The organism is Streptomyces agglomeratus (assembly GCF_001746415.1).
GTDB lineage: Bacteria > Actinomycetota > Actinomycetes > Streptomycetales > Streptomycetaceae > Streptomyces > Streptomyces agglomeratus.
In genome coordinates this window covers 2921656-2946583 of the sequence record NZ_MEHJ01000001.1, presented here as the reverse complement: position 1 = coordinate 2946583, position 24928 = coordinate 2921656, and the positions used below count along the sequence as shown (strand labels likewise).

General features: G+C 72.5%; 25 protein-coding genes. 14 read left to right on the top strand and 11 right to left on the bottom strand.

What is annotated here, in order from left to right; all coding sequences use genetic code 11:
- Positions 1-23: 23 nt before the first annotated feature.
- Positions 24-611: a DUF1003 domain-containing protein gene (locus tag AS594_RS12360; RefSeq protein ID WP_069927080.1), complete on the bottom strand. Its 588-nt coding sequence runs from the start codon at positions 609-611 to the stop codon at positions 24-26.
- The gene (locus AS594_RS12355; RefSeq protein ID WP_069927079.1) at positions 601-1899 is read right to left on the bottom strand and encodes a magnesium transporter MgtE N-terminal domain-containing protein; all 1299 of its coding nucleotides are present in this window, start codon (positions 1897-1899) and stop codon (positions 601-603) included. Before AS594_RS12355 ends, AS594_RS12360 begins: the two co-directional genes overlap by 11 nt.
- Before the next feature lie 174 nt (positions 1900-2073).
- Here AS594_RS12355 and AS594_RS12350 point away from each other — a divergent pair, with 174 nt between their 5' ends.
- On the top strand, positions 2074-2859 hold the full coding sequence (locus tag AS594_RS12350; RefSeq protein WP_069927078.1) for a hypothetical protein: 786 nt from the start codon (positions 2074-2076) through the stop codon (positions 2857-2859).
- Here AS594_RS12350 and AS594_RS12345 read toward each other — a convergent pair.
- Positions 2856-3368, bottom strand: coding sequence for a hypothetical protein (locus AS594_RS12345; RefSeq protein WP_069927077.1), 513 nt, complete (start codon positions 3366-3368; stop codon positions 2856-2858). The genes AS594_RS12350 and AS594_RS12345 overlap by 4 nt on opposite strands.
- A gap of 155 nt (positions 3369-3523) precedes the next feature.
- Between AS594_RS12345 and AS594_RS12340 the strand changes: the two genes are divergently transcribed.
- Positions 3524-4492: a DMT family transporter gene (locus tag AS594_RS12340; RefSeq protein ID WP_079144650.1), complete on the top strand. Its 969-nt coding sequence runs from the start codon at positions 3524-3526 to the stop codon at positions 4490-4492.
- Here the strand turns inward: AS594_RS12340 and AS594_RS12335 are convergent.
- Positions 4470-5585 carry a magnesium and cobalt transport protein CorA gene (locus AS594_RS12335; RefSeq protein ID WP_069927076.1) on the bottom strand — a complete coding sequence of 372 codons (1116 nt, stop codon included), beginning with the start codon at positions 5583-5585 and terminating at the stop codon, positions 4470-4472. The genes AS594_RS12340 and AS594_RS12335 overlap by 23 nt on opposite strands.
- Before the next feature lie 461 nt (positions 5586-6046).
- Between AS594_RS12335 and AS594_RS12330 the strand changes: the two genes are divergently transcribed.
- The 4 genes from AS594_RS12330 (at position 6047) to AS594_RS12315 (ending at position 9192) form a co-directional block, all read left to right on the top strand.
- On the top strand, positions 6047-6631 hold the full coding sequence (locus AS594_RS12330; RefSeq protein ID WP_069927075.1) for a suppressor of fused domain protein: 585 nt from the start codon (positions 6047-6049) through the stop codon (positions 6629-6631).
- 216 nt (positions 6632-6847) lie between these two features.
- Complete coding sequence (locus AS594_RS12325) at positions 6848-7486, top strand: DUF6758 family protein (protein ID WP_069927074.1); 639 nt, start codon at positions 6848-6850, stop codon at positions 7484-7486.
- Between the two features lie 126 nt (positions 7487-7612).
- On the top strand, positions 7613-8479 hold the full coding sequence (locus AS594_RS12320) for a PHP domain-containing protein (RefSeq protein WP_069927073.1): 867 nt from the start codon (positions 7613-7615) through the stop codon (positions 8477-8479).
- A gap of 107 nt (positions 8480-8586) precedes the next feature.
- Positions 8587-9192 carry a MarC family protein gene (locus AS594_RS12315; protein ID WP_069927072.1) on the top strand — a complete coding sequence of 202 codons (606 nt, stop codon included), beginning with the start codon at positions 8587-8589 and terminating at the stop codon, positions 9190-9192.
- 77 nt (positions 9193-9269) lie between these two features.
- Here AS594_RS12315 and AS594_RS44635 read toward each other — a convergent pair whose 3' ends face one another.
- Positions 9270-9422 (bottom strand): hypothetical protein, encoded by a 153-nt coding sequence (locus AS594_RS44635; RefSeq protein ID WP_093799180.1) that lies wholly within the window; start codon positions 9420-9422, stop codon positions 9270-9272.
- 202 nt (positions 9423-9624) lie between these two features.
- Between AS594_RS44635 and AS594_RS12310 the strand changes: the two genes are divergently transcribed.
- Positions 9625-10542, top strand: coding sequence for an NYN domain-containing protein (locus AS594_RS12310; RefSeq protein ID WP_069927071.1), 918 nt, complete (start codon positions 9625-9627; stop codon positions 10540-10542).
- A 78-nt stretch (positions 10543-10620) separates the two neighbouring features.
- Here AS594_RS12310 and AS594_RS12305 read toward each other — a convergent pair whose 3' ends face one another.
- Positions 10621-11469, bottom strand: a complete 849-nt coding sequence (locus tag AS594_RS12305) for an alpha/beta fold hydrolase (RefSeq protein WP_069927070.1) — start codon at positions 11467-11469, stop codon at positions 10621-10623.
- Between the two features lie 91 nt (positions 11470-11560).
- Entirely contained in the window at positions 11561-13594 is a 2034-nt protein-coding gene (locus AS594_RS12300) for a DEAD/DEAH box helicase (RefSeq protein WP_240508994.1), read from the bottom strand.
- A gap of 450 nt (positions 13595-14044) precedes the next feature.
- Between AS594_RS12300 and AS594_RS12295 the strand changes: the two genes are divergently transcribed.
- On the top strand, positions 14045-14785 hold the full coding sequence (locus AS594_RS12295) for a ferritin-like fold-containing protein (RefSeq protein WP_069930471.1): 741 nt from the start codon (positions 14045-14047) through the stop codon (positions 14783-14785).
- Positions 14786-14800: 15 nt separating this feature from the next.
- On the opposite strand, the gene AS594_RS12290 is transcribed toward AS594_RS12295, so the two are convergent.
- The 4 genes from AS594_RS12290 to AS594_RS12275 form a co-directional block, all read right to left on the bottom strand.
- Positions 14801-15067 (bottom strand): hypothetical protein, encoded by a 267-nt coding sequence (locus tag AS594_RS12290; protein ID WP_069927068.1) that lies wholly within the window; start codon positions 15065-15067, stop codon positions 14801-14803.
- 243 nt (positions 15068-15310) lie between these two features.
- A complete protein-coding gene (locus AS594_RS12285) occupies positions 15311-15538 on the bottom strand; it encodes a DUF3107 domain-containing protein (protein ID WP_069927067.1) in 228 nt (75 codons plus the stop codon).
- Between the two features lie 203 nt (positions 15539-15741).
- Positions 15742-16380: a TetR/AcrR family transcriptional regulator gene (locus AS594_RS12280; protein ID WP_069930470.1), complete on the bottom strand. Its 639-nt coding sequence runs from the start codon at positions 16378-16380 to the stop codon at positions 15742-15744.
- A gap of 153 nt (positions 16381-16533) precedes the next feature.
- Positions 16534-16770 carry a hypothetical protein gene (locus AS594_RS12275; RefSeq protein WP_069927066.1) on the bottom strand — a complete coding sequence of 79 codons (237 nt, stop codon included), beginning with the start codon at positions 16768-16770 and terminating at the stop codon, positions 16534-16536.
- Positions 16771-16886: 116 nt separating this feature from the next.
- On the opposite strand from AS594_RS12275, the gene AS594_RS12270 reads away from it, so the two are divergent.
- The 6 genes from AS594_RS12270 to AS594_RS12245 all read left to right on the top strand — a co-directional run bounded on the left by AS594_RS12270 (position 16887) and on the right by AS594_RS12245 (position 24902).
- Positions 16887-17852: an alpha/beta fold hydrolase gene (locus tag AS594_RS12270; protein WP_069927065.1), complete on the top strand. Its 966-nt coding sequence runs from the start codon at positions 16887-16889 to the stop codon at positions 17850-17852.
- 8 nt (positions 17853-17860) lie between these two features.
- Entirely contained in the window at positions 17861-19189 is a 1329-nt protein-coding gene (locus tag AS594_RS12265; protein ID WP_069932993.1) for a DUF3152 domain-containing protein, read from the top strand.
- Between the two features lie 231 nt (positions 19190-19420).
- On the top strand, positions 19421-21106 hold the full coding sequence (locus AS594_RS12260) for a DUF3492 domain-containing protein (protein WP_069933931.1): 1686 nt from the start codon (positions 19421-19423) through the stop codon (positions 21104-21106).
- A gap of 319 nt (positions 21107-21425) precedes the next feature.
- On the top strand, positions 21426-22781 hold the full coding sequence (locus AS594_RS12255; protein WP_176733144.1) for a hypothetical protein: 1356 nt from the start codon (positions 21426-21428) through the stop codon (positions 22779-22781).
- 337 nt (positions 22782-23118) lie between these two features.
- On the top strand, positions 23119-24129 hold the full coding sequence (locus AS594_RS12250) for an NAD-dependent epimerase/dehydratase (RefSeq protein ID WP_069927062.1): 1011 nt from the start codon (positions 23119-23121) through the stop codon (positions 24127-24129).
- Positions 24117-24902 (top strand): spherulation-specific family 4 protein, encoded by a 786-nt coding sequence (locus AS594_RS12245; protein WP_069927061.1) that lies wholly within the window; start codon positions 24117-24119, stop codon positions 24900-24902. The genes AS594_RS12250 and AS594_RS12245 overlap by 13 nt, the downstream gene beginning before the upstream one ends.
- Positions 24903-24928 lie beyond the last annotated feature (26 nt).

The window sequence follows — 24928 nt, the reverse complement described above, 5'->3', positions numbered from 1 at the left end:
ACCGCCGCCCCGGGAAAGCCCTGTCAGCGGTCGCCTTCGTCACTCTCGGAAGCGGCCTCCGGCGGGAATAGGGAGCGCCGCTGCTCTAGCTCCTTCACCAGGTCCACGAATTCGGACCGGATCCAGTCCCGGGTGGCGACCTCCCCCAGCCCCATCCGCAGCGACGCGATCTCCCGGGTGAGGTACTCGGTGTCCGCGATGGACCGCTCGTTCTGCTTGCGGTCCTGCTCGTGGGTGACCCGGTCCCGGTCGTCCTGGCGGTTCTGCGCGAGGAGGATCAGCGGGGCGGCGTACGACGCCTGGAGCGACAGCATCAGCGTCAGGAAGATGAACGGGTACTCGTCCCAGCGCAGGGCCTGGGGCGCGAAGATGTTCCACAGGACCCACAGGGCGATGGTCAGGGTCATCCAGACGAGGAAGCGCCCCGTGCCCAGGAACCGCGCGATCCGCTCCGAGAACCGGCCGAACGCCTCCGGGTCGTACTCCGGCAGCAGCCGCTTGCGCGCGGGCCTCGGCTGGTCCAGCCGCACCCGGGACGCGCGGGGCAGCGCGCTCGCCCCCGTCGCCGTCCGGCCGCGCTCCCGCGCCTCGGCGCTCCTGTCAGTGCCCACGGACGGCCTCCCCGCGCGGAGTCCCCGGCGTCTGCGGCGGCTCGTGGAACTCCGTCTCGCGCCAGTCGTCGGGCAGCAGGTGGTCGAGTACGTCGTCGACCGTCACCGCGCCGAGCAGCGAGCCGCTCGCGTCCACGACCGGCGCGGAGACCATGTTGTACGCCGCCAGGTAGCTCGTCACGGCCGGCAGCGGCGTGCCCGGCGACAGCGGCGGCAGGTCGGACTCCACGACCGAGCTGACCAGGGTGAAGGGCGGCTCGCGCAGCAGGCGCTGGAAGTGCACCGTCCCGAGGTACTTGCCCGTCGGGGTCTCGTCCGGCGGGCGGCAGACGTACACCTGCGCGGCCAGTGCGGGGGAGAGGTCCTGCTGGCGTACGCGTGCGAGCGCGTCCGCGACCGTCGCGTCGGGCCGCAGCACGATCGGCTCGGTCGTCATCAGACCGCCGGCCGTCCGCTCCTCGTACGCCAGGAGCCGCCGCACGTCGGCCGCGTCGTCCGGCTTCATCAGCATCAGCAGCCGCTCCTTGTCCTCCTCCGGCAGCTCGGACAGCAGGTCGGCGGCGTCGTCCGGGTCCATCGCCTCCAGGACGTCGGCCGCCCGCTCCTCCTTGAGTTTGCCGAGGATCTCCACCTGGTCGTCGTCGGGCAGCTCTTCCAGTACGTCGGCGAGCCGGTCGTCGTCGAGCGCCGCGGCCACCTCGGCGCGGCGCTTGGGCGTCAGGTGGTGCAGGGCGTTGGCCAGGTCGGCGGGGCGCAACTGCTCGAACGTGGCCAGGAGGCTCTCCGCGCCCTGTCCGTGCTCCTCCAGCGAGAAGCCGCTCACCGCCGACCACTCCACGGTCAGCGTCTCCCCACGGCGCCGCAGCGCGCCGCCCTTGCCCTTGCGTACGAAGACCTTGTCGATCTCCCAGTCGCGGCGGGCGGGCAGCTGCACGATCGACACGTCGAGGACCGTGACCTCCTCGCCGGTGTCCACCAGGCGCACCCGGCGGTCGAGGAGCTCGCCGAGGACCAGACGCTCGGTCGGGCGCTGCTCGAAACGGCGCATGTTGACCACGCCCGTCGTGATGACCTGGCCCGACTCGACACCCGTCACGCGGGTCATGGGCAGGAAGATCCGGCGTCGGCTGACCACCTCGACGACCATGCCGAGCAGGCGCGGCGGCCGGTTGCCCACGCGCAGCATCGCCACGAGGTCGCGCACCCGGCCGACCTGGTCGCCGTTGGGGTCGAACACGGCGATGCCCGCGAGGTGCGAGACGAAGACCCTGGGGGCGCCTGATGCCATGAGGTGCGCCTCCCTTGGTGGACAAAACGGGGTCCGGTAACGGGTTCAGGCTAGCCCGTGCCGGTCGCCACCGCTCCAACGGGGCGTCCGGACGGCTCTCTGCCGGACGGCGTAGACAGCACGGGTACGCTGCCTGCTGCCACCCCGGACACCCGTATGAGAGGCAGTGCGCTTGTGACTGCATTTCCCCCGGCCGCCCGAGCCCGCCGGGCCGCCCTGCTCGGCGTCGTGTGCGTCGGGCTGACCGCGGCGCTCACCGCCTGCGGTGAGGAACCGGTCGACCCGGACAAGGGGACCAACGGGGTGGGCAGACTCTCGGCGCCGGCCATCGAGGCCAAGGCCCGGAAGGCGGCGCGCGACGCGGAGTCGGTACGGCTCTCGGGCACCGTCGTCAGCAAGGGGCGCTCGTACAGGCTGGACATGCGGCTCAAGGAGGACGGCGGCACCGGCTCCGTGACCTCCAAGGGCAGCACGTTCGAGCTGCTGCGGATCGATGACGAGCTGTTCATGAAGGCCGGCGCGGACTTCTGGGACCACGGGACCGGGGCGGGAAAGCCGTCCGACGGCCCGGACCCGTCGGACGAGGGCGCCGCCGGGAAGCTGGAGGACAAGTACGTCAAGGTCCCGGCCGACGACCCGGTGTACGACCAGCTGCGCGGCTTCACCGACAAGGACGTCCTGCTCGACGGCCTGCTCGGGCTGCACGGCAAGCTCAGCAAGGGCGACCGCGCGAAGGTCGGCGGCGTCCGCACGATCGAGGTCACCGGCGGCAAGGGCGTCGGCGGGAGCCTCGCCGTGTCGCTGCTCGGCACGCCGTACCCGCTGAAGCTGGAGCGGGCCGGCGGGGCGGGCGTGGTGAGCCTGGCGGACTGGGACGAGGAGTTCGCGCTGGAAGCGCCGGGCAAGGACGAGACCGTCGACTACGGCGGCCAGCTCCCCAAGACCTCGGACGCGTCCTAGCCGCGCTTCTTCTTCCGCTTCATCAGGAGGCGCGGCAGCGCGGCCGGTACGGGCAGGCGCGTTGTGGCGCTCGTCGGCAGGGGCCGGGCGGCGAGCGAACCGTCCGGCAGATCGGTGGACGCGCCGCGCGGCTCCAGACGCAGTACGCGGCACTCGCGGGCCCAGCGCTCGGTCATCTGCTCGGCGTCGGGCGCGTTCAGGCGTTTGCCCTTCAGCTCGGCGACGGCGGCCTCCCAGGGCTCGGTGCCGGGCGCGAGCTCGGTCACGGCGGCCGTCCAGGTGACGAGCCGGCCGCCCTTGTCCTTGCTGCGTACGGTGACTTCGGCGGTCGCGCCGTCGGCCAGGCCGGGGAAGGGCTGCTCGCCCGGGCCGTCCCCCACCACGCAGACGGCGCCGTCGTGCCAGACGTGCCAGAGCGAGCGGGCGGGGCCGGTGCCTCGTACCCAGATGAGGCCGGACTTCTTGGTGGCCTCCTCGACGAGGGCCTGGTCGAGCAAGGTCTGCGTCATGCGGGCCAGCCTAGGCGGTGCCCCGCGGGGCTTGTTCCCCCACCCGCCACTTCCCGCAAGCGGGCCTCGGCCCCGGACACCGCCCGATCGAACGCCTGAGGGGCCGGAGTGGCCGGGCGACGACCGATGGCTCAGGACAGTTCCGTAATGCGGCGATGCCCCTTACCGTGATCCCCGTGCCAGCAACCGCCCGCCGCACCGACGGCGTCACACCCACCGCGCCCACCGCGCCCGCTCCGCCGTCCCCGGGACTCCACACCGCGCCCCGCGTGGACCTCGTCCTGCTCGGGGTGGCCGTGGCCAGCGTGTCGTTCTCCGCGCCGCTCATCGCGGCGACCGCCGCTCCCGCGCTCGCCATCGCGTTCTGGCGCAACGCCATGGCGGTCGGCGTCCTGAGCCCGGTGGTGCTGCTCAAGCACCGGGACGAGCTGCGCCGCATCGGCCGCAGGCCGCTGCTGCTCGCCGTCGCCGCCGGCGCACTGCTCGCCCTGCACTTCGGGCTGTGGCTGCCCAGCCTGCGGATGACCTCCGTGGCGTCCTCCACCGCGCTGTGCACCACCACCCCGATCTGGACGACCATCCTGCTGCGGATGCGCGGCCACCGGCCGCCCCGCATGGTGTGGGCCGGGACCGTGCTCGCCGTCGTCGGCGTCGTCATCCTGACCGGCGTCGACATGACGCTCTCCCCCCGCGCTCTCGCGGGCGACGCGCTCGCCCTCGGCGGCGGCGTCGCGGCAGCCGGGTACGTCCTGCTCGGGGCCGAGGTGCGCCGGACGGTGAGCACCACCGCGTACACCTACGTCTGCTACTCCACGACCGCCCTGATCCTGCTGGGCACCTGCCTGGTGGCGGGCGCCGACCTCGGCGGGTACAGCGCGACCACCTGGCTCCAGCTGGCCGCGCTCACCGCCGCCGCCCAGCTCCTCGGCCACTCGCTCCTCAACCGTGTCGTGAGCACCCTGGGCCCCTCCGTCACCTCGACGGCCATCCTCCTGGAGACCCCGGGCGCCGCCCTGATCGCCGCGCTCTGGCTGGGGCAGCTGCCGCCGGTGGCCGCCTACCCCGCGCTGCTGGTGATCCTGGCCGGTCTGGCGCTCGTGGTCAGAGCCAGCCGTTCCGCTTGAGCGTGCGGTGGATGGACACACACACCACCACGATCGAGCCCAGCACCAGCGGATAGCCGTACCGCCAGTGCAACTCCGGCATGTGGTCGAAGTTCATGCCGTAGACACCGCAGATCATCGTCGGTACGGCCACGATCGCCGCCCAGGACGTGATCTTGCGCATGTCCTCGTTCTGGGCGACGGTCGCCTGCGCGAGGTTGGCCTGGAGGATCGAGTTCAGCAGCTCGTCGAAGCCGACGACCTCCTCGTGCACTCGCGCGAGGTGGTCGGCGACGTCGCGGAAGTACTTCTGGATGTCCGGGGCGATCAGCCGCATCGGCCGCTCACTGAGCTGCTGCATCGGCCGCAGCAGTGGCGCGACGGCCCGCTTGAACTCCAGGACCTCCCGCTTGAGCTGGTAGATCCGGCCGGCGTCGGTGCCACGCGGGCTTCCCTTGGCGGGCGCGGAGAAGACATCGATCTCGACCTCGTCGATGTCGTCCTGCACGGCCGCCGCCACCGCGATGTACCCGTCGACGACATGGTCGGCGATCGAGTGCAGCACCGCCGACGGCCCCTTGGCGAGCAGCTCCGGATCGTCCTGGAGCCGGTGGCGCAGTGCGCGCAGCGAACCCTTGCCGCCGTGCCGCACGGTGATGACGAAGTCCTTGCCGGTGAAGCACATCACTTCACCGGTCTCCACGACCTCGCTCGTCGCCGTCAGTTCGGTGTGGTCGACGTAGTGGATCGTCTTGAAGACGGTGAACAGGGTGTCGTCGTAACGCTCCAGCTTCGGCCGCTGATGTGCGTGTACGGCGTCCTCCACGGCTAGCGGGTGCAGCCCGAACTCGGCCGCGATACCGGCGAATTCGGCCTCGGTCGGCTCGTGCAGGCCGATCCAGGCGAAGCCGCCGCCCTCCCGGACGCGGATCATCGCCTCGTGCGGGGTCAGGCACTCGGCGTCCTTCACCCGGCGCCCGTCGCGGTAGACCGCGCAGTCGACGACCGCGCTGCTCGCGGACGGGTCACGGGTGGTGTCGTAACTGCTGTACACGGCGCTGCTCTTGCGCAGGGACGGACGGACCGCTGCGCGCAGGTCACGGATCATCGACATGGCGGGCTCCTTCACGGAGAAGCCGTCTGCGAGGCATGGCACTGCCCGGAATGGAGACGTGCGGGCCACGGCGTCGGGGCGGCCGTACGTCGGCAAAGCGGGCGGCACCGCGGGACGCGGTGACGGCGTTCGCTCAGACACGGATCAGGCAAAAACGAAGTGCTCTTCCGTCGCGCGAAATGCCGTGAGCCCCATGGGTTTTACCGGTTGGCGACCGGGTACGAAGGGCTTCAGGCCCCGGGGAACACTGACGGTGCGGAAGAGCGGTTGGTACTGCCTGGACGACTTCGATCCACCGCAGCCCCACCTCCTCCGGCCGGTCCCCCGTGGGGGATGACGTGATGTCGGGGCTCGAAAGCCACGCTTCTGCGTGCTGCCCTGACCAGCGGCCAAGACTATCAGCCCACTGTTGTGTCAAGGCTCTCCCTTTGCCCGTTCCGTACGCGACTTATGCTCGCGGCATGGGAGAAGTTCTTGCGCTGGTCGAAGCCCGTTTGCGTACGGCTCTGGGCGAACCGGACGCGCGTGCCGCGGTGACGTTCCTCGGTACCGACCGAATGGAGGTACTGCGCTTCGTCGACGGCGACGTCATCCGTTACGCCACCCTCGGCATGTCGGCCCAGCCGATGGCCGACCCGACCGCCGTTCTCGCCGACCCGGTGAAGGGCCCGCGCGCCGAACTGGTCCTGTCGGTACGCGCCGGTCTCGCCGACACCGACCAGGTACTGCGGCCACTCGCGGTCCTCGCGGCGTCCCCGCAGGTCGAGGGCGTGATCGTGGCGCCGGGGGCCTCGCTGGACCTGGGGGAGCCGCTGTGGCCGGGGGCGCCCTTCAGCTCCGTACTCGTCGCGGAGTCCGGTGGTCTGGTCGAGGACCTGGAGCTGGACGCCCCGATGGACCCCGTGCGCTTCCTCCCGCTGCTGCCCATGACGCCGAACGAGGCCGCGTGGAAGCGGGTCAAGGGCGCCCAGGAGCTCCAGGAGCGCTGGCTCACGCACGGTACGGACCTGCGCGACCCGCTGCGGGCGTCGGTGCCGCTCGACTGATACCGGCGGGCGTAGCCCTGCCCGGCGCTCGGCGACCGGCCGGAGCGCGTCGAAGACGCCCGGGGCGAGTTCCGCGCAAGCGGTGTTGTGCGTGCTGATGAAGGCGCTGGAGAGACCAATGGATGCAAACAGCATCTAATATTCGGAAGGGGAGGCGCGCTCCGGACGGGTGATCGTCCTTGACGCGGCGACGGCCGGGGAGGACCGTTGGGGCCTATGAGGGGCGAACCCAGTTGCCCGAAGTGCGGTGGCCGGGTCAGGGCGCCCGGTCTCTTTGCCGACTCCTGGCAGTGCGATGTGCACGGGACAGTGCATCCGCAGCAACCCGTGATCCCGCCCAGCGTCGAGGCCCTCACCGTGGCGGTGAAGCGTGCCAAGGTCCCGGTCTGGATGCCGTGGCCGCTGCCCGTCGGCTGGCTGTTCACCGGGGTGACCTGCGCCGGTGACGACCGCAGTGGCTCGCGTGCCACGGCCGTCGCCTGCTCGGGACCCGGGCCGCTCGGCGGACTCGGCGAGATACTGCTGATCGCGGAGGAGCTCGGCGTCGGTCTCGGCGCGCGCTACGCGGGCGTGGAGGGGCCCGACCCCGGCGCGTACATGAGCATGGACAAACCACCGCAGGTCAAACTCCTCGCGGCCGGCCGGCCCACGCCCTTGTGGCATCTGTCCGGCACCCCGGACGACCGCGCCGTCTTCGCGGGCGAGGCGTGCGGTCTGTGGCTGTGGGCGATCGTCTGGCCGGAGCAGTCGGGCCTGATTCTGTACGACGAGCTGATACTGACCGATCTGCGTGAGGCGGGCGCGGAGGTGGACCTCGTACCGTGCGGGGCACTCTCACCGCGGCTGTTGTCCTGACCCCGGCGCCCGGGGGAGGGGTCGGGCCGGCCCGGCCGGGGGAGGCGCCCGGCGGACCCGGCGGCGTTCGAATCCCGGCTATCCTTGACCGGTCCCCCGTCCCGCCGATCCCCGGAGTCAAGCGTCGTGCGCATCGACCTGCACACCCACTCCACGGCGTCGGACGGCACGGACACCCCGGCCGAGCTGGTGCGCAACGCGGCGGCGGCCGGACTCGACGTCGTGGCGCTCACCGACCACGACTCGACGCGCGGCCACGCCGAAGCGATCGCCGCGCTCCCCGAGGGCCTGACCCTCGTCACCGGCGCCGAGCTCTCCTGCCGTCTCGACGGCATCGGAATGCACATGCTGGCGTACCTCTTCGACCCGGACGAACCCGAGCTGTCGCGCGAGCGCGAACTGGTCCGTGACGACCGGGTACCGCGCGCCCGCGCGATGGTCGGCAAGCTCGGGGAGCTGGGCGTGCCGATCGCCTGGGAGCAGGTGGCCCGTATCGCCGGGGACGGCTCCGTCGGCCGCCCGCACATCGCCTCGGCGCTGGTGGAACTCGGCGTCGTGGAGACCGTTTCCGACGCCTTCACGTCCGACTGGCTGGCCAACGGCGGCCGGGCGTACGTCGAGAAGCACGAACTCGACCCCTTCGACGCGATCCGCCTGGTCAAGGCGGCCGGCGGTGTCACCGTCTTCGCACACCCCGGCGCCGCCAAGCGTGGCGACACCGTCCCCGAGAGCGCGATAGCGGCGCTCGCCGCCGCCGGCCTCGACGGGATCGAGGTCGAGCACATGGACCACGACGAGCCGACCCGTGCGCGCATGCGGGGACTCGCCGCCGAGCTCGGGCTGCTGGCGACCGGGTCCAGCGACTACCACGGCAGCCGCAAGACCGTGCGGCTCGGGGAGTACACGACGGACCCCGAGATCTACGGCGAGATCACCCGGCGTGCGACCGGCGCGTTCCCGGTGCCGGGCGCCGGCGGACGTCTCCTGCCGTAGCTCCACCGCTCTTCCCCCCGGTGGCCGTACGGCTTCGCGGCTCCGCAGCCCGTGGCCCGGTCACTCCGCATTTCCCCTCGTAAGACCCTCTTCTCGCAAGGCTCACTGTGCTCGACTTCGCCGTTTTCGGATCCCTCTTTCTCACGCTTTTTGTGATTATGGACCCTCCGGGGATCACCCCGATCTTCCTCGCCCTGACCTCCGGCCGGCCTGCCAAGGTGCAGCGCAGGATGGCCTGGCAGGCCGTCGCTGTCGCCTTCGGTGTCATCGCCGTCTTCGGCCTGCTCGGCCAGCAGATCCTCGACTATCTGCACGTCTCCGTGCCCGCGCTGATGATCGCGGGTGGCCTGCTGCTGCTCCTGATCGCGCTCGACCTGCTCACCGGAAAGACCGACGAGCCGACGCAGACCAAGGACGTCAACGTCGCCCTCGTACCGCTGGGGATGCCGCTGCTGGCGGGCCCGGGCGCCATCGTCTCCGTGATCCTCGCCGTACAGCACGCCGGGAGCGCCAAGGCGCAGGTCTCGGTCTGGGCGGCGATCGTCGCGATGCACGTGGTCCTGTGGCTGACCATGCGGTACTCGCTGCTGATCATCCGCGTGATCAAGGACGGTGGCGTGGTCCTGGTGACGCGCCTCGCGGGCATGATGCTCTCGGCGATCGCGGTCCAGCAGATCATCAACGGTGTCACGCAGGTGATCCGGGGAAGCTGACCCGGTACCTGACGCACGAGCGCCCCCGTACAGGTGTACGGGGGCGCTTACCTCACCAAACAAACCACTACAGAGTGTTATGAAGCCGAGGTCTCGGCCGGGCGGATGTAGATGCGCTGGCCGACAGAGGCGGCCTGCTGCACGATCCGGTTGACGGAGGCGGCGTCCACGACGGTGCTGTCAACGGCGGAGCCGTCGACGTCGTCCAGGCGCATGATTTCGAAGCGCAAGGCTTCTCCCTTCGTCTGATCCTCCTGCTGGAGAACTGTGTGTGGGACCACGAGGCTAGGCGCCCCGCGTTCTCTGACGGTTACAACCGTGTGCCCATCGCATTCATTCCCTACGCTAAGGAAAACTTTCGACTATCTAAATACTCGCTGGTAGTGGCACCGGTTGTGCCCGTTCGCTCACGCCACGGACAATGAGAGCCGTATGGACGACGCACAGCCTTCGGGCCCCACCGAACTCGCCAGGGTCACCGCCCGCCTGGAACGCACCAACGAGCTGCTCCAGCGCATGCTCGCCGAGGTGGCGAAGACCCCCTCCACCCATGCGATCTTCGTCGACGCCGGGTATGTCTACGCGGCTGCCGGTCTGCTCGTGACCGGGACCGAGGACCGCAGGTCCTTCGACCTCGACGCGGAAGGGATGATCGAGGCGTTCATCGACAAGGCCCGGACGATCTTCGCGGACAGCAGGCTGCTGCGGGTGTACTGGTACGACGGAGCCAGGCGCCGCATCCACACCACCGAGCAGCAGTCGATCGCCGAGCTTCCCGACGTCAAGGTGCGCCTCGGCAACCTCAACGCGAACAACCAGCAGAAGGGCGTCGACTCCCTGATCCGTACGGACCTGGAGTCGCTCGCCAGGCACCGCGCCATCAGCGACGCGGCGCTGGTCGGCGGGGACGAGGACCTGGTGTCGGCGGTCGAGGCCGCGCAGGGGTACGGCGCGCGCGTCCACCTCTGGGGCATCGAGGCGGGGGAGGGGCGCAATCAGGCGGAGCCGCTCCTGTGGGAGGTCGACAGCCAGCGCACGTTCGACCTCGACTTCTGCAAGCCGTACGTCACACGCCGTCCGGTGACGACGTACGAGAACGAGGGCACCCCGCGGCCCTCCCGCGAGGACGTCCGCTTCATCGGCGCTCAGATCGCGGCGGCGTGGCTCGGGGCGCGGGGCCGTGAATCGCTGGCCGATCTGCTGCCGGGCCACCCGTACCTGCCGGGTTCCGTGGACCAGGAGCTCCTGGTGGAGGCGGAGCGGCTGCTCCAGCGGTCCCTGCGCGGCCACGCCGACCTGCGGCGGGCACTGCGGGACGGCTTCTGGCAGCACCTTCAGGCGCAGTACTAGCCGCCGGGGCCCGGTGACCGGTGGAGGTCCGCCGCGACCGGCGGCCGGCGACCGGTGGTCAGCGGCCGGCGGCCGGCGTCACACGGCGCCCAGGGCGTCCCAGAACCCCGCCAGTGCCTTCGCGGTCGCCTCCGGCCGGTCGGTGTTCGGCGAGTGCTGGGCGCCGTCGATCACCGTCCGGTCCGCGCCGAGCCGTTCGGCCATGTCGTCGAGCAGGGGCACCGGCCAGGTGTCGTCCGTGCTCCCCGACACCACGTGCACCGGCATTCCCGCGGCGGCGAGTTCCGCCACGCGGTCCGGTTCGGCCGTCAACTGCCGTCCGGTGGCGACGAGCTGGGCGGGATTGTGCCGCAGCCAGCGGGCGTGCAGGGCGGTGCCGTCCAGGTCGGTGTCCTCGGGCGGATCGAGTGCCCGCATGGCCTCCCAGACCTGATCCATCGTCATGACTCCGAGGGCCTGCGTCAGCAGGGCGATTTTCTGCTGCTGGGCGGGCGAAACCTCGGCGGGGCCCGACGACATGAGCGTCAGCGAGGCGAACGGCGAGGCGTCCAGCAGCACGGCCGCCCGGGCGATCTGGCCGCCTAGGGAGTGTCCGACGAGGTGTACGGGCGCACCGGTCGTCTCCGCCTGCGCGAGTACGTCGAGTGCCAACTCGCGCCGGGAGTAAGCCTCTTGGCCGCTCGGACCCTCGGACTCGTACTGCCCGCGCCCGTCGACCGCCACGGCCCGGTAGCCCGCCTCCGCGAGCGGCACCAGCATGGCGATGAAGTCTTCCTTGCTCCCGGTGTACCCGGGCAGCAGCAGCGCGGTGCCTCTCGGTTCCGCGTGCCGGGGCTTCGCTTCGAGTGCGGCGAATACGCCGCGCGGCGTGCGCAGGGTGAGCGCGCGACTGCCGGGGGGCGGGGTGAACGTGGGCGGCCTGCTCATGCGACGAGGCTAACGCGCCGACGGCCCGGCCCCCGCGAACGGGGACCGGGCCGTCGGTACGGGACCTGCCTGCGCAGGACCCGGCGCTTGCTCAGCTCTCCGGCTGGGCGGCAGCGGCCACACGGGTGCGGCGCCGCGGTGCCTTGACCGGAGCGGCCTCCGCGTCGGCGGACGCGGGGACCTCGGCGGCCTCGGCGGGCTTCGCGGCGCGGGTGCGGCGGCGGGGCGTCTTGACCGGAGCGGCCTCGGCGTCGGCGGCCACGGGAGCCTCGGCAGACGCGGGGACCTCGGCGGCCTCGGCGGGCTTCGCGGCGCGGGTGCGGCGGCGGGGCGTCTTGACCGGAGCGGCCTCGGCGTCGGCGGCCACGGCGGCCTCGGCGACCGCCTCGGCCGGCTTCGCGGCGCGGGTACGGCGACGGGGCGCCTTCGGGGCCTCGGGCTCCTCGGCGGGGGCCGGGACCGTGGCCTCGACCGTGTCCACGGCCGTGTCGGCGGCGCGGGTGCGGCGGCGGGTGCGCTTCGGGGCCTCGGGCTCCTCGGCGGGGGCCGGGACCGTGGCCTCGACCGTGTCCACGGCCGTGTCGGCGGCGCGGATGCGGCGGCGGGTGCGCTTCGGGGCCTCGGGCTCCTCGGCAGGGGCGGGGACCATGGCCTCCACCGTCTCCACGACGGCCTCGGACGCGCGGGTACGGCGACGGCGGCGCGGCGTGCGGGGCTCGACGGGAGCCTCCGCGGCCTCGGGAGCCGCAGCGGCCTTCGGCGTCTCGGCGGGTGCGGAAACCGCCATCGCCTCGTCCGCCACCGGAGCGCCATTGCGCGTACGGCGACGCTGACGCGGCGTACGCGGGGCACGCTCCTCCGTGGCGGCCGGCGCTGCGGCGGCCGGTGCGGACTTCCGCCCCCGGCCACCCGTCTCGCCGAGGTCCTCGACCTGCTCCGCGCGCAGACCCGCGCGGGTCCGGTCGGCCCGGGGCAGTATGCCCTTCGTGCCGGCGGGGATGCTCAGGATCTCGTACAGGTGGGCCGAAGTGGAGTACGTCTCCTCCGGCTCGTCGAACGGCAGGTCCAGCGCCTTGTTGATGAGCTTCCAGCGCGGGATGTCGTCCCAGTCGACCAGCGTGACGGCGATGCCCTTCGCGCCCGCGCGGCCGGTGCGGCCGACGCGGTGCAGGTACGTCTTCTCGTCCTCGGGCGACTGGTAGTTGATGACGTGGGTCACGCCCTCGACGTCGATGCCGCGCGCGGCGACGTCGGTGCAGACCAGCACGTCGACCTTGCCGTTGCGGAACGCGCGCAGCGCCTGCTCGCGCGCGCCCTGGCCGAGGTCGCCGTGGACCGCGCCGGAGGCGAAGCCGCGCTTCTCCAGCTGCTCGGCGATGTCCGCCGCGGTGCGCTTCGTACGGCAGAAGATCATCGCGAGCCCGCGGCCGTCGGCCTGGAGGATGCGGGAGACGAGCTCCGGCTTGTCCATGTTGTGCGCGCGGAAGACGTGCTGCGTGATGTTCGCGACTGTCGCGCCCTCGTCGTCGGGCGACGTGGCGCTGATGTGCGTCGGCTGCGACATGTACCGGCGGGCCAGACCGATGACGGCGCCCGGCATGGTCGCCGAGAACAGCATCGTCTGACGCTTCGGCGGCAGCATCTTCATGATCTTCTCGACGTCGGGCAGGAAGCCCAGGTCGAGCATCTCGTCGGCCTCGTCGAGCACGAGCGAACGCACGTGGGAGAGGTCGAGCTTCTTCTGGCCCGCGAGGTCCAGCAGACGCCCGGGGGTGCCGACGACGATGTCGACGCCCTTCTTGAGCGCCTCGACCTGCGGCTCGTACGCACGGCCGCCGTAGATGGCGAGCACACGGACGTTGCGCACCTTGCCGGCGGTCAGCAGGTCGTTGGTGACCTGCTGGCACAGCTCACGGGTGGGTACGACGACGAGCGCCTGCGGGGCCTCGGTCAGCTTCTCGGGCGCCGCCCGGCCGGCCTCGACGTCCGCGGGGACGGTCACGCGCTCCAGCAGCGGCAGGCCGAAGCCCAGCGTCTTGCCGGTGCCGGTCTTGGCCTGGCCGATGACGTCGCTGCCGGAAAGCGCGACGGGGAGCGTCATCTCCTGGATGGGAAAGGGGGACATGATGCCGACGGCCTCAAGGGCCTCGGCGGTCTCGGAAAGGATCCCGAGGTCTCGGAACGTAGTCAGGGTGCTGCCTCTTCTGTGAGACGCGACGCGGGGCGAACGAGGGGGGTCGTACCGTGCCTGGTTCTCGTCCGGCCGAAAACGGGCCGGGAGGCGCGGGACCACGTGCCTTCGCTCAAGCGCTCGTGTCGCTGAGGGGGCCCCTCATCTTGCGGTCGTACGCCTTGGTACGCCCCGCGTGGAGGGCTGTCGGGTCGGAGCCGATCGGGCCACCGACCGGGCATCCTCATTCAGATGCGCCGCGTAATGCCTTGGGCACTTTGCGAGGCGCATTACCACTGTACCCCGGATTCGCGCAGGTGTGTCGGTACGATTTCCCGGATCGGGGTGACCGTGCTTGCTGACCAGGCCCTTACGGACCGGGGAGAGCGGGCTATTGTGCGGTTCATGGAGACGCCTGACAACGCCACTGCACCCGAAGAGACACCCCGCACCGGTATCGCCGCCCAGGACTGGGCCACGGCGTCGACCGAGCCGAACTACCACGCCGCGGTCGTGGATCTGCTGGGCGCACTCGCGTACGGAGAGCTGGCGGCCTTCGAGCGCCTCGCCGAGGACGCCAAGCTCGCCCCGACGCTCGCCGACAAGGCGGAGCTCGCGAAGATGGCGTCGGCGGAGTTCCACCACTTCGAGCGGCTGCGGGACCGGCTGACGGCGATCGACGAGGAGCCGACGGCCGCGATGGAGCCCTTCGCGAAGGCGCTCGACGACTTCCACCGCCAGACCGCGCCGTCCGACTGGCTGGAGGGCCTGGTCAAGGCGTACGTCGGTGACTCGATCGCCAGTGACTTCTACCGCGAGGTGGCGGAGCGGCTCGACTCGGACACCCGCGCGCTGGTCCTCGCCGTGCTCGACGACACGGGCCACGGGAACTTCGCGGTGGAGAAGGTGCGCGCCGCGATCGAGGCCGACCCGCGCTGCGGCGGCCGCCTCGCGCTGTGGGCCCGCAGGCTGATGGGCGAGGCGCTCTCCCAGGCACAGCGGGTGGTGGCGGACCGTGACGCGCTCTCCACGATGCTCGTGGGCGGCGTCGCCGACGGGTTCGACCTGGCGGAGGTGGGGCGGATGTTCTCCCGGATCACCGAGGCCCACACCAAGCGCATGGCGGCGCTCGGGCTGGCGGCGTAAGCCCGCGAACGGGCGTTACGCCGCCGCTGAACGGCGGATGCGACCCCTGGGGCGGATGAGGAGCGAGAGCAGTACCGCTCCCACCGCCACCGCGCCGACTAGCGTCGCCACGACATGGCCGGGGCCGAGTGCGGAGTGCGTGACGTACGCGCCGAACAGGGCCCCGAGCGGGCCCGCGGCCAGGACCACGCGCCGTTCGGGCAGCCGGTCCCCGAGCCGGTGGGCGGCCGCCCAGGCGAGGGCGAAGCCGAGGGCGATGGAGCCGAGAGCTTCCAGAATCACGTGGGTTCCTCCCGTGCGGCCAGGTGCGAATGGGTCACAGCCCGTACTACCCCCACCTTGCGGAAGGCAACCCTCCGCCGGCCGGTCGAGCAGGCCGGCCCGGAGGACAGGACAGCCGGCCCGGAGGACAAGACAGACGAACAGACGGAACCGGCCCGGTGGGAAGTCCCACCGGGCCGGTTCCGTCTGTGGTGATGCGGTGTGGTGCTGCCGGAGCCGCTCGCGCCGCCCGGCAGCCGGCGCCTACAGCGCGCCGAAGCCCACCCTGCGCGTCGCCGGCTCGCCGATCTCCACGTAGGCGATCCGGTCCGCGGGGACGAGGACCGTACGGCCCTTGTCGTCCTTGAGGCTGAGCAGCTGCGCCTTGCCGGCCAGCGCGTCGGATACCGAGCGCTCGACCTCCTCGGCGGACTGCCCGCTCTCCAGAACGATCTCCCGGGGCGCGTGCTGCACGCCGATCTTGACCTCCACGGCTATGTCCCTCCGACGGTCAGTGCTGCGGTGCGCGGTCGTCGCGCCGTACGCAGCACACATTAGCCCGGTGAGGGGACACGGAACGCTCCGACGCCGCACGCCAGAAGCGAACACGCCCGGGAACAGATCCGGGACGCGCGCGGTACGCGTACCGGACACGCCCCGGACGCGCCCCGGAACGTACGCCCGCCGTTCCCGCGTCAGTGCTCGCTGCCGTGCAGCGGGAAGCCCGCGATGCCGCGCCAGGCGAGCGACGTCAGCAGCTGCACCGCGGTGTCGCGCGGGATCGTGCTGCCACTGGAGAGCCAGTAGCGGGCGACCACCTGGGACACCCCGCCGAGACCGACGGCCAGCAGCATCGACTCGTCCTTGGACAGGCCGGTGTCCTCCGCGATGACCTCACTGATCGCCTCGGCGCACTGGAGCGACACACGGTCGACCCGCTCGCGCACGGCGGGCTCGTTCGTCAGGTCCGACTCGAAGACCAGACGGAACGCGCCGCCCTCGTCCTGGACGTACGCGAAGTAGGCGTCCATCGTCGCGGCTACGCGGAGCTTGTTGTCCGTGGTCGAGGCGAGAGCGGTACGCACCGCCTGGAGCAGCGACTCGCAGTGCTGGTCCAGCAGGGCCAGGTACAGCTCCAGTTTTCCCGGGAAGTGCTGGTACAGGACCGGCTTGCTCACACCGGCTCGCTCGGCGATGTCGTCCATCGCCGCGGAGTGGTACCCCTGTGCGACGAAGACCTCCTGCGCCGCGCCCAGGAGTTGATTGCGTCGGGCTCGGCGGGGCAGGCGTGTGCCGCGTGGGCGTGCCGCCTCTGTCTGCTCGGTGGCTGTCACGCCGCCTCCCATGTCTTTCATTGTCGCGGCCTTTCAACAGCACGGCCGTTCCGTGCGCCGTGTGCGCCGCGCCCGCCATCGTACTTTTGGGTAACCCGGGTGCGCGCGGTGCGGACGGAGAATTTCACGGACCGGACAGCCACGGAAGGCCGCTCAGCGGTAGTCGTCCTCGTCCAGGGCCACGACGCGGGCCTGTTCCGCGGCGTCTCCGTCGGTCGCCTCGCCCCGGTCGATGCCGGTGGGGGAAGCGTCGTGAGCCTCCAGCCACGCCGTGCGCTGCTCCGCGGCGTCGGCTTCGGAGGCGTCGTTGTCGAGCTCGTCCGGTTCTTCTTCGAGAGGTTCTTCGTCCGCCTCTGCGAAAGTCTCCGGGTCGGTCGGATCGAGTGGCATGCGGAACTGCCTTTCGGGAGGAAGCACGGGCCGGCGCGTACGCCCTTTGCCTCCGAGGGTAGATCTGTGACGGCGAACACACGATTCAGTGCGTGATCGTCTCGTAACATTGCCGCATGTCTTCGACCGAGCTGCCCGGATCCAGCCTCGCAGCTGCCACCGCGGTGCCGCGGGTCAGCGCGGTGCGGGTCGCCGAGGGCGAGAAGCTGCGCACCGTCACGCTCCCCGGACTGACGCTGCACGTACGGGCGCGGCCCGCCGCCCGCGCCGGACTGCCGCCCGCGCTGTACGTGCACGGACTCGGCGGATCCTCGCAGAACTGGTCGGCCCTGATGCCGCTGCTCGCCGACGAGGTGGACGGCGAGGCGGTCGACCTGCCCGGTTTCGGCGATTCCCCGCCGCCCGACGACGGCAACTACTCGGTCAGCGGCCAGGCCCGCGCCTGCATCCGGCTGCTCGACGCGAGCGGACGCGGACCGGTCCACCTCTTCGGCAACTCGCTGGGCGGCGCCGTCGCCACGCGCGTCGCGGCCGTCCGGCCCGACCTGGTGCGCACCCTCACCCTCGTCTCGCCCGCCCTCCCCGAAATCCGGGTGCAGCGCACGGCGGTGCCGACCGGGCTGCTCGCGCTGCCGGGGGTCGCCTCCCTGTTCGCCCGGCTCAGCAAGGACTGGACCGCGGAGCAGCGGACGCGCGGCGTGATGGCGCTGTGTTACGGCGATCCCGAGGCCGTCACGCCCGAGGCTTTCCAGAACGCCGTCCAGGAGATGGAACGGCGGCTGGAACTGCCGTACTTCTGGGACGCGATGACGCGTTCGGCGCGGGGCATCGTCGACGCGTACACCCTGGGCGGGCAGCACGGTCTGTGGCGGCAGGCGGAGCGGGTGCTCGCACCGACGCTGCTCGTGTACGGAGGGCGGGATCAACTCGTGTCGTACCGTATGGCGCGCAGGGCGGCGGCGGCGTTCCGTGATTCGCGGCTGCTGACCATGCCCGACGCCGGTCACGTGGCGATGATGGAATATCCGGAGGCGGTCGCCAGCGCTGTCCGGGAACTGATCAATGACAGCGGCAGGAGCTGATCCGGCGCGTGGGACGTCATAGTCGCCGAGGCCCCGCACCCAAGGGGGCTGCCGGGAAACCCGCCATACCGGGGCCCGCCGAGGAGGCGCCGGCAGGTCCGGACGCACCGGGTGGACGGCGCGGACGTGCGAGAACCGCGGACTACGAGGCCGCGTCCGCCCCCCGGCGGCCACAGGAGCGGCAACAGCAGTACGGCGGCACCCCCGCTCACGGGGTGCCGCACGTGCGCGGTGGCCACCCCGAGCAGCGCGAGCCCGGCGGCGGCTGGGGCGCCGCGCCCGACGGCAGGTACGGCGACCGGCAGGGGGCGGCGCAGGGCCCGCCGCAGCCGCAGGCCCGCTACGCGGCGGCCGGGGCGCGCATTCCGGGGCCCCGGCAGGAGTTCGTCGAGGCGTTCGACGCACCGCGGCGGAGGGTGCCGGCGACCGGTCCTTCCGGCGCGGGCGCCGACCGGGAGCGGGACGAGACGGCTGCCGCCGGTGACGGCGACGGCGGTTCTCCGGACACGTACGACGACGGACCTGCCAGGGGCGGCAAGGGGCGCGCCTTCACCGGCGTCGCCGCCGCCGCGGTGACCACCGTGCTCGCCGTGGTCGTCGCCGGACAGGTCGCCCAGGGCGAGAAGGACCCCGTGGCCGCCCCGGCGGCCGGGGACCGGGCCACCCGCGAGAGCGACGCCTCACGTTCCGACCCCCGGCCGACGCCGTCCCGGGAGCAGGCGGCCGCCGCCCCGGCGACGTACGACCAGCAGATGTCCCGGACGTACCCGATCGCCCCGAAGCTCACCGGCCGGGGCGAGTTCCAGGCGATCGGCGGGTTCGACAAGGCGCCCGGCAAGGGGCAGAAGTACACCTACCGGGTGGACGTCGAGAAGGGGCTGCGCCTCGACGGCGCCCTCTTCGCCCGCGCCGTGCAGGAGACGCTCAACGACGACCGGAGCTGGGCGCACAACGGTGCGATGACGTTCGAGCGGATCTCGTCCGGCCGGCCCGACTTCGTCGTCACGCTGGCGAGCCCCGGGACCACCGGCGAGTGGTGCGCGAAGTCCGGTCTCGACACGCTTTCCGGCAATGTCTCGTGCGATTCCGCGGCGACCGAGCGGGTCATGATCAACGCCTTCCGGTGGGCGCAGGGGGCGCCGACCTTCGGCAAGGACAAGATGTTCGCGTACCGGCAGATGCTCATCAATCACGAGGTCGGCCACCGGCTCGGACACGGTCACAAGAACTGCGAGACGCCCGGCGAACTCGCGCCGATCATGCAGCAGCAGACGAAGTCGCTGGACATCGGAGGCATCCGGTGCAAGCCCAACGCATGGGTCTTTCCCGGCAGTTGAGCCGACAGCCGGCCCCCGGCGCGCGCTGGCCGCAGCCTGACACTCCGTAACGGAAATTCCCCTTAGCGCGACAGAACGCTACGGCGGGGTGAAAGTTACGCGGGTTCACCCCTTTTGGTGGCGCGACGGACAACCGTCCGTCGCGTCACCGTCATGTCCGCATACGGTCGGTCCCGCTGCGAGTCGCCGGACCAACGGTGGCCGCCCACAAGGGAGATCGGGGGTGTGCCCGTGCGGATCGCACTGCTCACGGAGGGTGGCTACCCGTATGCGACAGGTGATTCCAGGCTCTGGTGCGACCGGCTCGTGCGCGGGCTCGCGCAGCACGAATTCGATGTCTACGCCCTGAGCCGCAGCGCCGACCAGGAGGCGCGGGGCCGGCTCCCGCTGCCGCCCCACGTGCGGCTGGTGCGTACCGCACCGCTGTGGGCGCCACAGGACGACGGCCGTACGTACGGGCGGCGCGAACGGCGCCGGTTCGCCGGGCACTTCCGGGAGCTCGCCGCCGCGATCTGCGCCCAGGAGGACGAGAGCGCGGGCGACCGGTTCGCCGCCGGGCTCTACGGGCTCGCGGAGCTGGCCGCGGAGCACGGCGGGCTCTACGCCGCCCTGCGCTCCGAAGTGGCCGTACGCGCCCTGGAGGCCGCCTGCCGCGCCCCCGGTGCCAACCGCGCCGTACAGGCCGCGAAGGTCCCCGACTACCTCGCGTTCGCCGACCTGCTGGAGCGCGCGCTGCGGCCCCTGTCGCTCGACTGGTACGACGACCGGAGCCTCGGTGCCGTCGATCTGTGCCACGCGGCTTCCGGTGGCTCCGCCGCCCTGCCGGGGCTGTTGGGCAAACGCTTCTTCGGCGTACCCCTGCTGGTCACCGAGTACGGCGTACAGCTGCGGGCCCGCTATCTGGCGGAGGGGGGCACCGGGCGGAGCGCACCGGTACGGGCGCTGCTCGCCGCCTTCCACGGCAAGCTCGCCGCCGAGGTGTACGACCGCGCCACCCTGATCACGCCGGGCAATACGCACGCCAGGCGGTGGCAGGAGCGGTGCGGCGCCGACCGCGCGAAGCTGCGTACGGTCTACCCCGGCATGGAGTCCGAGCGCTTCGCGGGGCTGGGCGAGGGCGGCGACGGAGGCGACCCGGGCACGCTCGTCTGGGTCGGACGCGTGGAGCCCGCGAAGGACCTCGTCTCGCTGCTGCACGCCTTCGCGGAGGTGCGGAAGGCGGAGCCGCGGGCCCGGTTGCGCATCGTCCACAACCCGTACGGGCAAAGCGCTGTCGCCGCCGGATATCTCGCGCACTGCCAGGCCCTGGCCGCCCAGCTCTTCCCCGACGAGGCGGCCGACGCGCACGCCGTCGGGGACAACCCCGTCTCGTTCGAGGAGATCGGCGGGCCGGAGGTGCCGGACCTGGTGGACGCGTACGCGGCGGGGAGCGTGGTCGTCCTCTCCAGCGTCGTCGAGGGCTTCCCGGTCAGCCTGGTCGAAGCGATGTTCTGCGGGCGCGCCACGGTATCGACGGACGTCGGCGCGGTCGTCGAAATCATCGGCGGCACAGGGCTCGTGGTCCCGCCGCGCAACCCCCGCGCACTGGCCGACGCCTGTGTGGCGCTGATGCGTGATACCGAGCGGCGCGAACGGCTGGGAGCGGCGGCGCGGGCACGCGCGCTCGAACTCTTCACCGTCGAGCAGAATCTCGCGGCATTTCGAGGCATTTACCTGGAGCTGATCTCCCACTGCCCGGTACGGCGCGAACCGGTGGGCGCGGACGGCGAACCCCTGCTCTTCGCCCACCCGGCGGAAGCACATGTACCGGGCAGCTGGGCGCGCGGTGCCTCCGGCCCCGGCTGGGCGGACGCCGCAAGCGCGTCGCAGCGGGTGGGCGCGGGCGCCGGGACGGGACCGGGGGAGCGGGATGTCTGAGCGACACGGCGGACAGCAGGATCCGGCGAGACCCTCGGCCGGTACGGGGCCTTCGGCCATCACGGGAGCAGCGGCCACGGTTCGGGCAACGGCCACCGCACGGGCAGCGGCTGCCACGGGGGCATCGGGCACGGCGGGGACCGCGTCGCCCCCCGGAACCCTCGCCTCCGGGAGTGGGGCGGGGACGGCGACCGCGATGCCGGCGACCGCGACCACGCCCGGGAACCCCGCGACCGCGACCGCAACTGCGGTGGTTGCCGGGGGCGTTCGGGGCGGGAGCGGGGCCGGTGGACCGAACGTCAGTGGAGGAGGCATGTCGATGAGCGCAGCCCGTACACCGGCTGCCCCCGGCGGGGGCGTGTGGGACGCCCCCCGTACCCCGCTGAGTCCCGGCGCGTGGGACACCGGCGCCCCGCTGACGGCCGCCCCCCCCGCATCCGCCGCCCCCGCCCCCGCATCCGCCGACCCCGGCCCGGGAGCCGCCGTCCCCGGCACCGCCGTGTCGCCGCCGCGCCGTGGACCCGCGGACCCGGTACGGGCGCTGATGCACCGCCACCGGGAGCTGTGCGAGCGGGCCGTCGACCCACTGGAGATCGCCGCCGGGCTCGAAGCGCACGGGGTGACCGACAGGACCGCCGCGCGTTTCCGCCACCGGGACGTCTTCGCGCTGGCCGAGGAGCTGTACGCACGTGTGCCGCGGGTCGGTGACAGCGCCGTGCACGCCCCCGCGCGTACGCCCCGGGGGCGCGCCGGCTGGATCGCGTACGCGCTGCTGCCCGGCGTCGCGTGCGCCCTCACGGCCGCCGGGCTCCGACTCACCACAGGCCGCGTGGGGTGGGCGGTCGCCGCGACCGGGGTACTGGTCGTCGCGGTCGCCGTCACCCTGTGCCTGCGCCACGGCCCCCTGCGCGCCGAGGGGCGCACAGCGCCCGCCGCACGCCTGTGGGTGTGCTGGCTGCTCGCGTACGCCGTCTTCGGCGACGGGCTGCTCGGTCAGCTCGTCGCGGGCGGCCCCGACGGACCGTGGCCGATGGAGAGCACGACGCTCGTGGCCCTCGCGTGGGCCCTCGTCCCGGCCGCGTGGTGCGCGCACCTCCTCGGCGTACAGGCGCGGCGCAAGCTCGCCACGAGCCGGGGCACCGAGGAGTTCGCGGCGTCGGTACGTCCGCTCCTGATCGGCCTCACCGGGCTCTTCGTGGGCGTACTCCTCTGTCTCCAGATCGCCGTGGTGAGCGCGGCCGGGGGCAGCGGCCGGGCCCCTCTCGCCGCCGGCGTCGCTCTGGGCGCGCTCCTCTTCCTCGCCCGGCTGCTCACCGTCCACGGTTTTCCCCGCCCCGCGCAGGCGGGCCTTGCCGCCGCTGCCGCCCTACAGATCACCGCCCTTGCCGCCGTACTGGCGGCCCGCCTGCCCGGCTGCGGCTTCCTCGCCCGGCCCGTCGAGTACCTCGTCGGGGCCGGCGGCCCGGGCACCGTACCCGCCGCCGCCTGCGCCCTGCCCGCGCTCGCCCTGCTGGTCCACGCCACCGCGGCCCTCTCCCGCACCTCGGCCCACGCCGGCCGGCCGGAAACCGCCGACCCCCGCCCGAAGGGGCCGGACGGCGGGGCCCGAAGGGACGGCCGTGAACGACAAGACGGACGGCACGGCCCCGACGGACGCCACGGCCCGCCCCACTGACCAACCACCTGACCACCGGACCGGACCACAACCGGACCGGACCACACCGGACCGGCCCACCACCGGACCGGACCACACCGGACCGGACCACCGTCGGACCGGACCGGCCCACCACCGGACCGGCCCACCACCGGACCGGCCCACCGTCGGACCGGACCACACCACAGCGGACCACACCGCACCCGGACCGAACCGGACCGCACCAATCCGTCCAGCCTCCCGCGGAGCCGACGCCGCGGGCGTACACCGCAGCACTCACCGCAACATCCCCGAAGGAGAACGTGACCATGACCCCCCAACCCCCAACTTCCGCCGGTCGGCACCGAGGGGACGCGCGATGAGGGTGCTGCTGCTGGGTGCCAACGGATATCTCGGCCGCTTCGTCGCCGACCGGCTGCTCGCCGACCCGGCCGTGCAGCTCACCGCCCTCGGGCGGGGCGACGACGCCGACGTACGGTTCGACCTCGCCACCGGCAGCCCCGGTGCGCTGACCCGCTTCCTGGACGCCGTGCACCCCGGCGTCGTCATCAACTGCGCCGGCGCCACCCGCGGCGGCGCCCGCGAACTGACCCGGCACAACACCGTCGCCGTCGCGACCGTCTGCGAGGCACTGCGCCGCAGCGGCTGCGGAGCGCGGCTCGTGCAGCTCGGCTGCGCCGCCGAGTACGGACCCTCGCAGCCGGGGTCGTCCACCGCCGAGGACGCCGTGCCCCGCCCCGGCGGCCCGTACGGCGTCAGCAAGCTCGCCGCCACCGAGCTGGTGCTCGGCTCCGGGCTCGACGCCGTCGTGCTCCGGGTCTTCTCACCGGTCGGACCCGGAACGCCGGCGGGCTCGCCGCTGGGCCGCCTCGCCGAGGCGATGCGGCGGGCGATGCAGTCCGGGGACGGCGAGCTGAAGCTGAGCGGCCTCGGCGTGCAGCGGGACTTCGTCGACGTACGCGATGTGGCGCGCGCCGTGCACGCGGCCTCGCTCTCCGCCGCGCAGGGCGCCGTCAACATCGGCACCGGCCGCGCGGTCCGGCTGCGGGACGCCGCCGCCGTCCTGGCCAGGGTCGCCGGCTACGGCGGCGCGCTCCACGAGCTCGACGCGCCCTCCGGCTACGTCCCGGGCAGCGCGGCGGCGGCCGCGCGCAACGGCGGAGTGGGCAGCGTGCTCTCCTCGGTGGGGCCGCAACGCGGCGAGATGTCCCCGGATCACCTGGGAACCCCGTACCCGTACCCGGACGGCTGCGGCAGCTGGCAGCAGGCCGACGTGCGCACCGCGCGCGACCGCCTCGGCTGGCGGCCCCGGATCAACCTGGAGGAGTCGCTCGCCGACATCTGGATGGAGGCCGCATGCCGCATCTGACCAGGCCCAGGCGGCAACAGGCCGCGACCGCCGCCGACCGCATGGGCATCGGGGTCCCCGGGTACGCGCACCCGCTCGTCGCCCCCGTCGAGTGGGGCGAACTCAACCGCCCCGGTACGCCGCTGCACTGGGTGGCGCTCAACGTGGCCGACGGGCCGGGCGACCGCCCCGACCCGCACTGCCTGGAGGCCGCAGGCCGCCTCCGCAACGCCGGGGTGCGCGTCCTGGGCCGGATCGACATGGCGTACGGGGCGCGCTCCTTCGGTGAGCTCGTCTCCGACGCGCACCGGTTCCGCGACTGGTACCGGGTCGACGGCTTCTATCTGGACCGCTGTCCCAGCGACCGGACAGACCTGCCGGGGGTGCGCCGCGTGACCACCACACTGTCCGGCGTCCCGGAGGACGGCGCCCACCTGGTCCTCGGGCACGGCACACACCCGTATCCCGGCTACGCCGAGAGCGCGGACCAGCTGGTGACGTTCTCGGGGCCGTGGACGGACTACCGCTGGTCACAGGTGGCGGAATGGACGGCGGACCACCCTCCCGAGCGCTTCTGCCACCTGGTGCACGGGCTGCCGCGCACGCACCTGGACGAGGCCGTCCGTATCGCCCGCTGGCAGGGTGCCGGGACGGTCTTCATGACGGACCGGACGGCCGTCGGCGACTACGGCTGCGGCTACAGCGACGGTGACGGACAAAACGCACCATTCGAGACTCTGCCCGGCTACTGGGACGAAATCGTCTCGCGGATCGGACCGGGTGTCTCGGAATGAGAAGGGGCGTGGCAGTGTTACGCGGA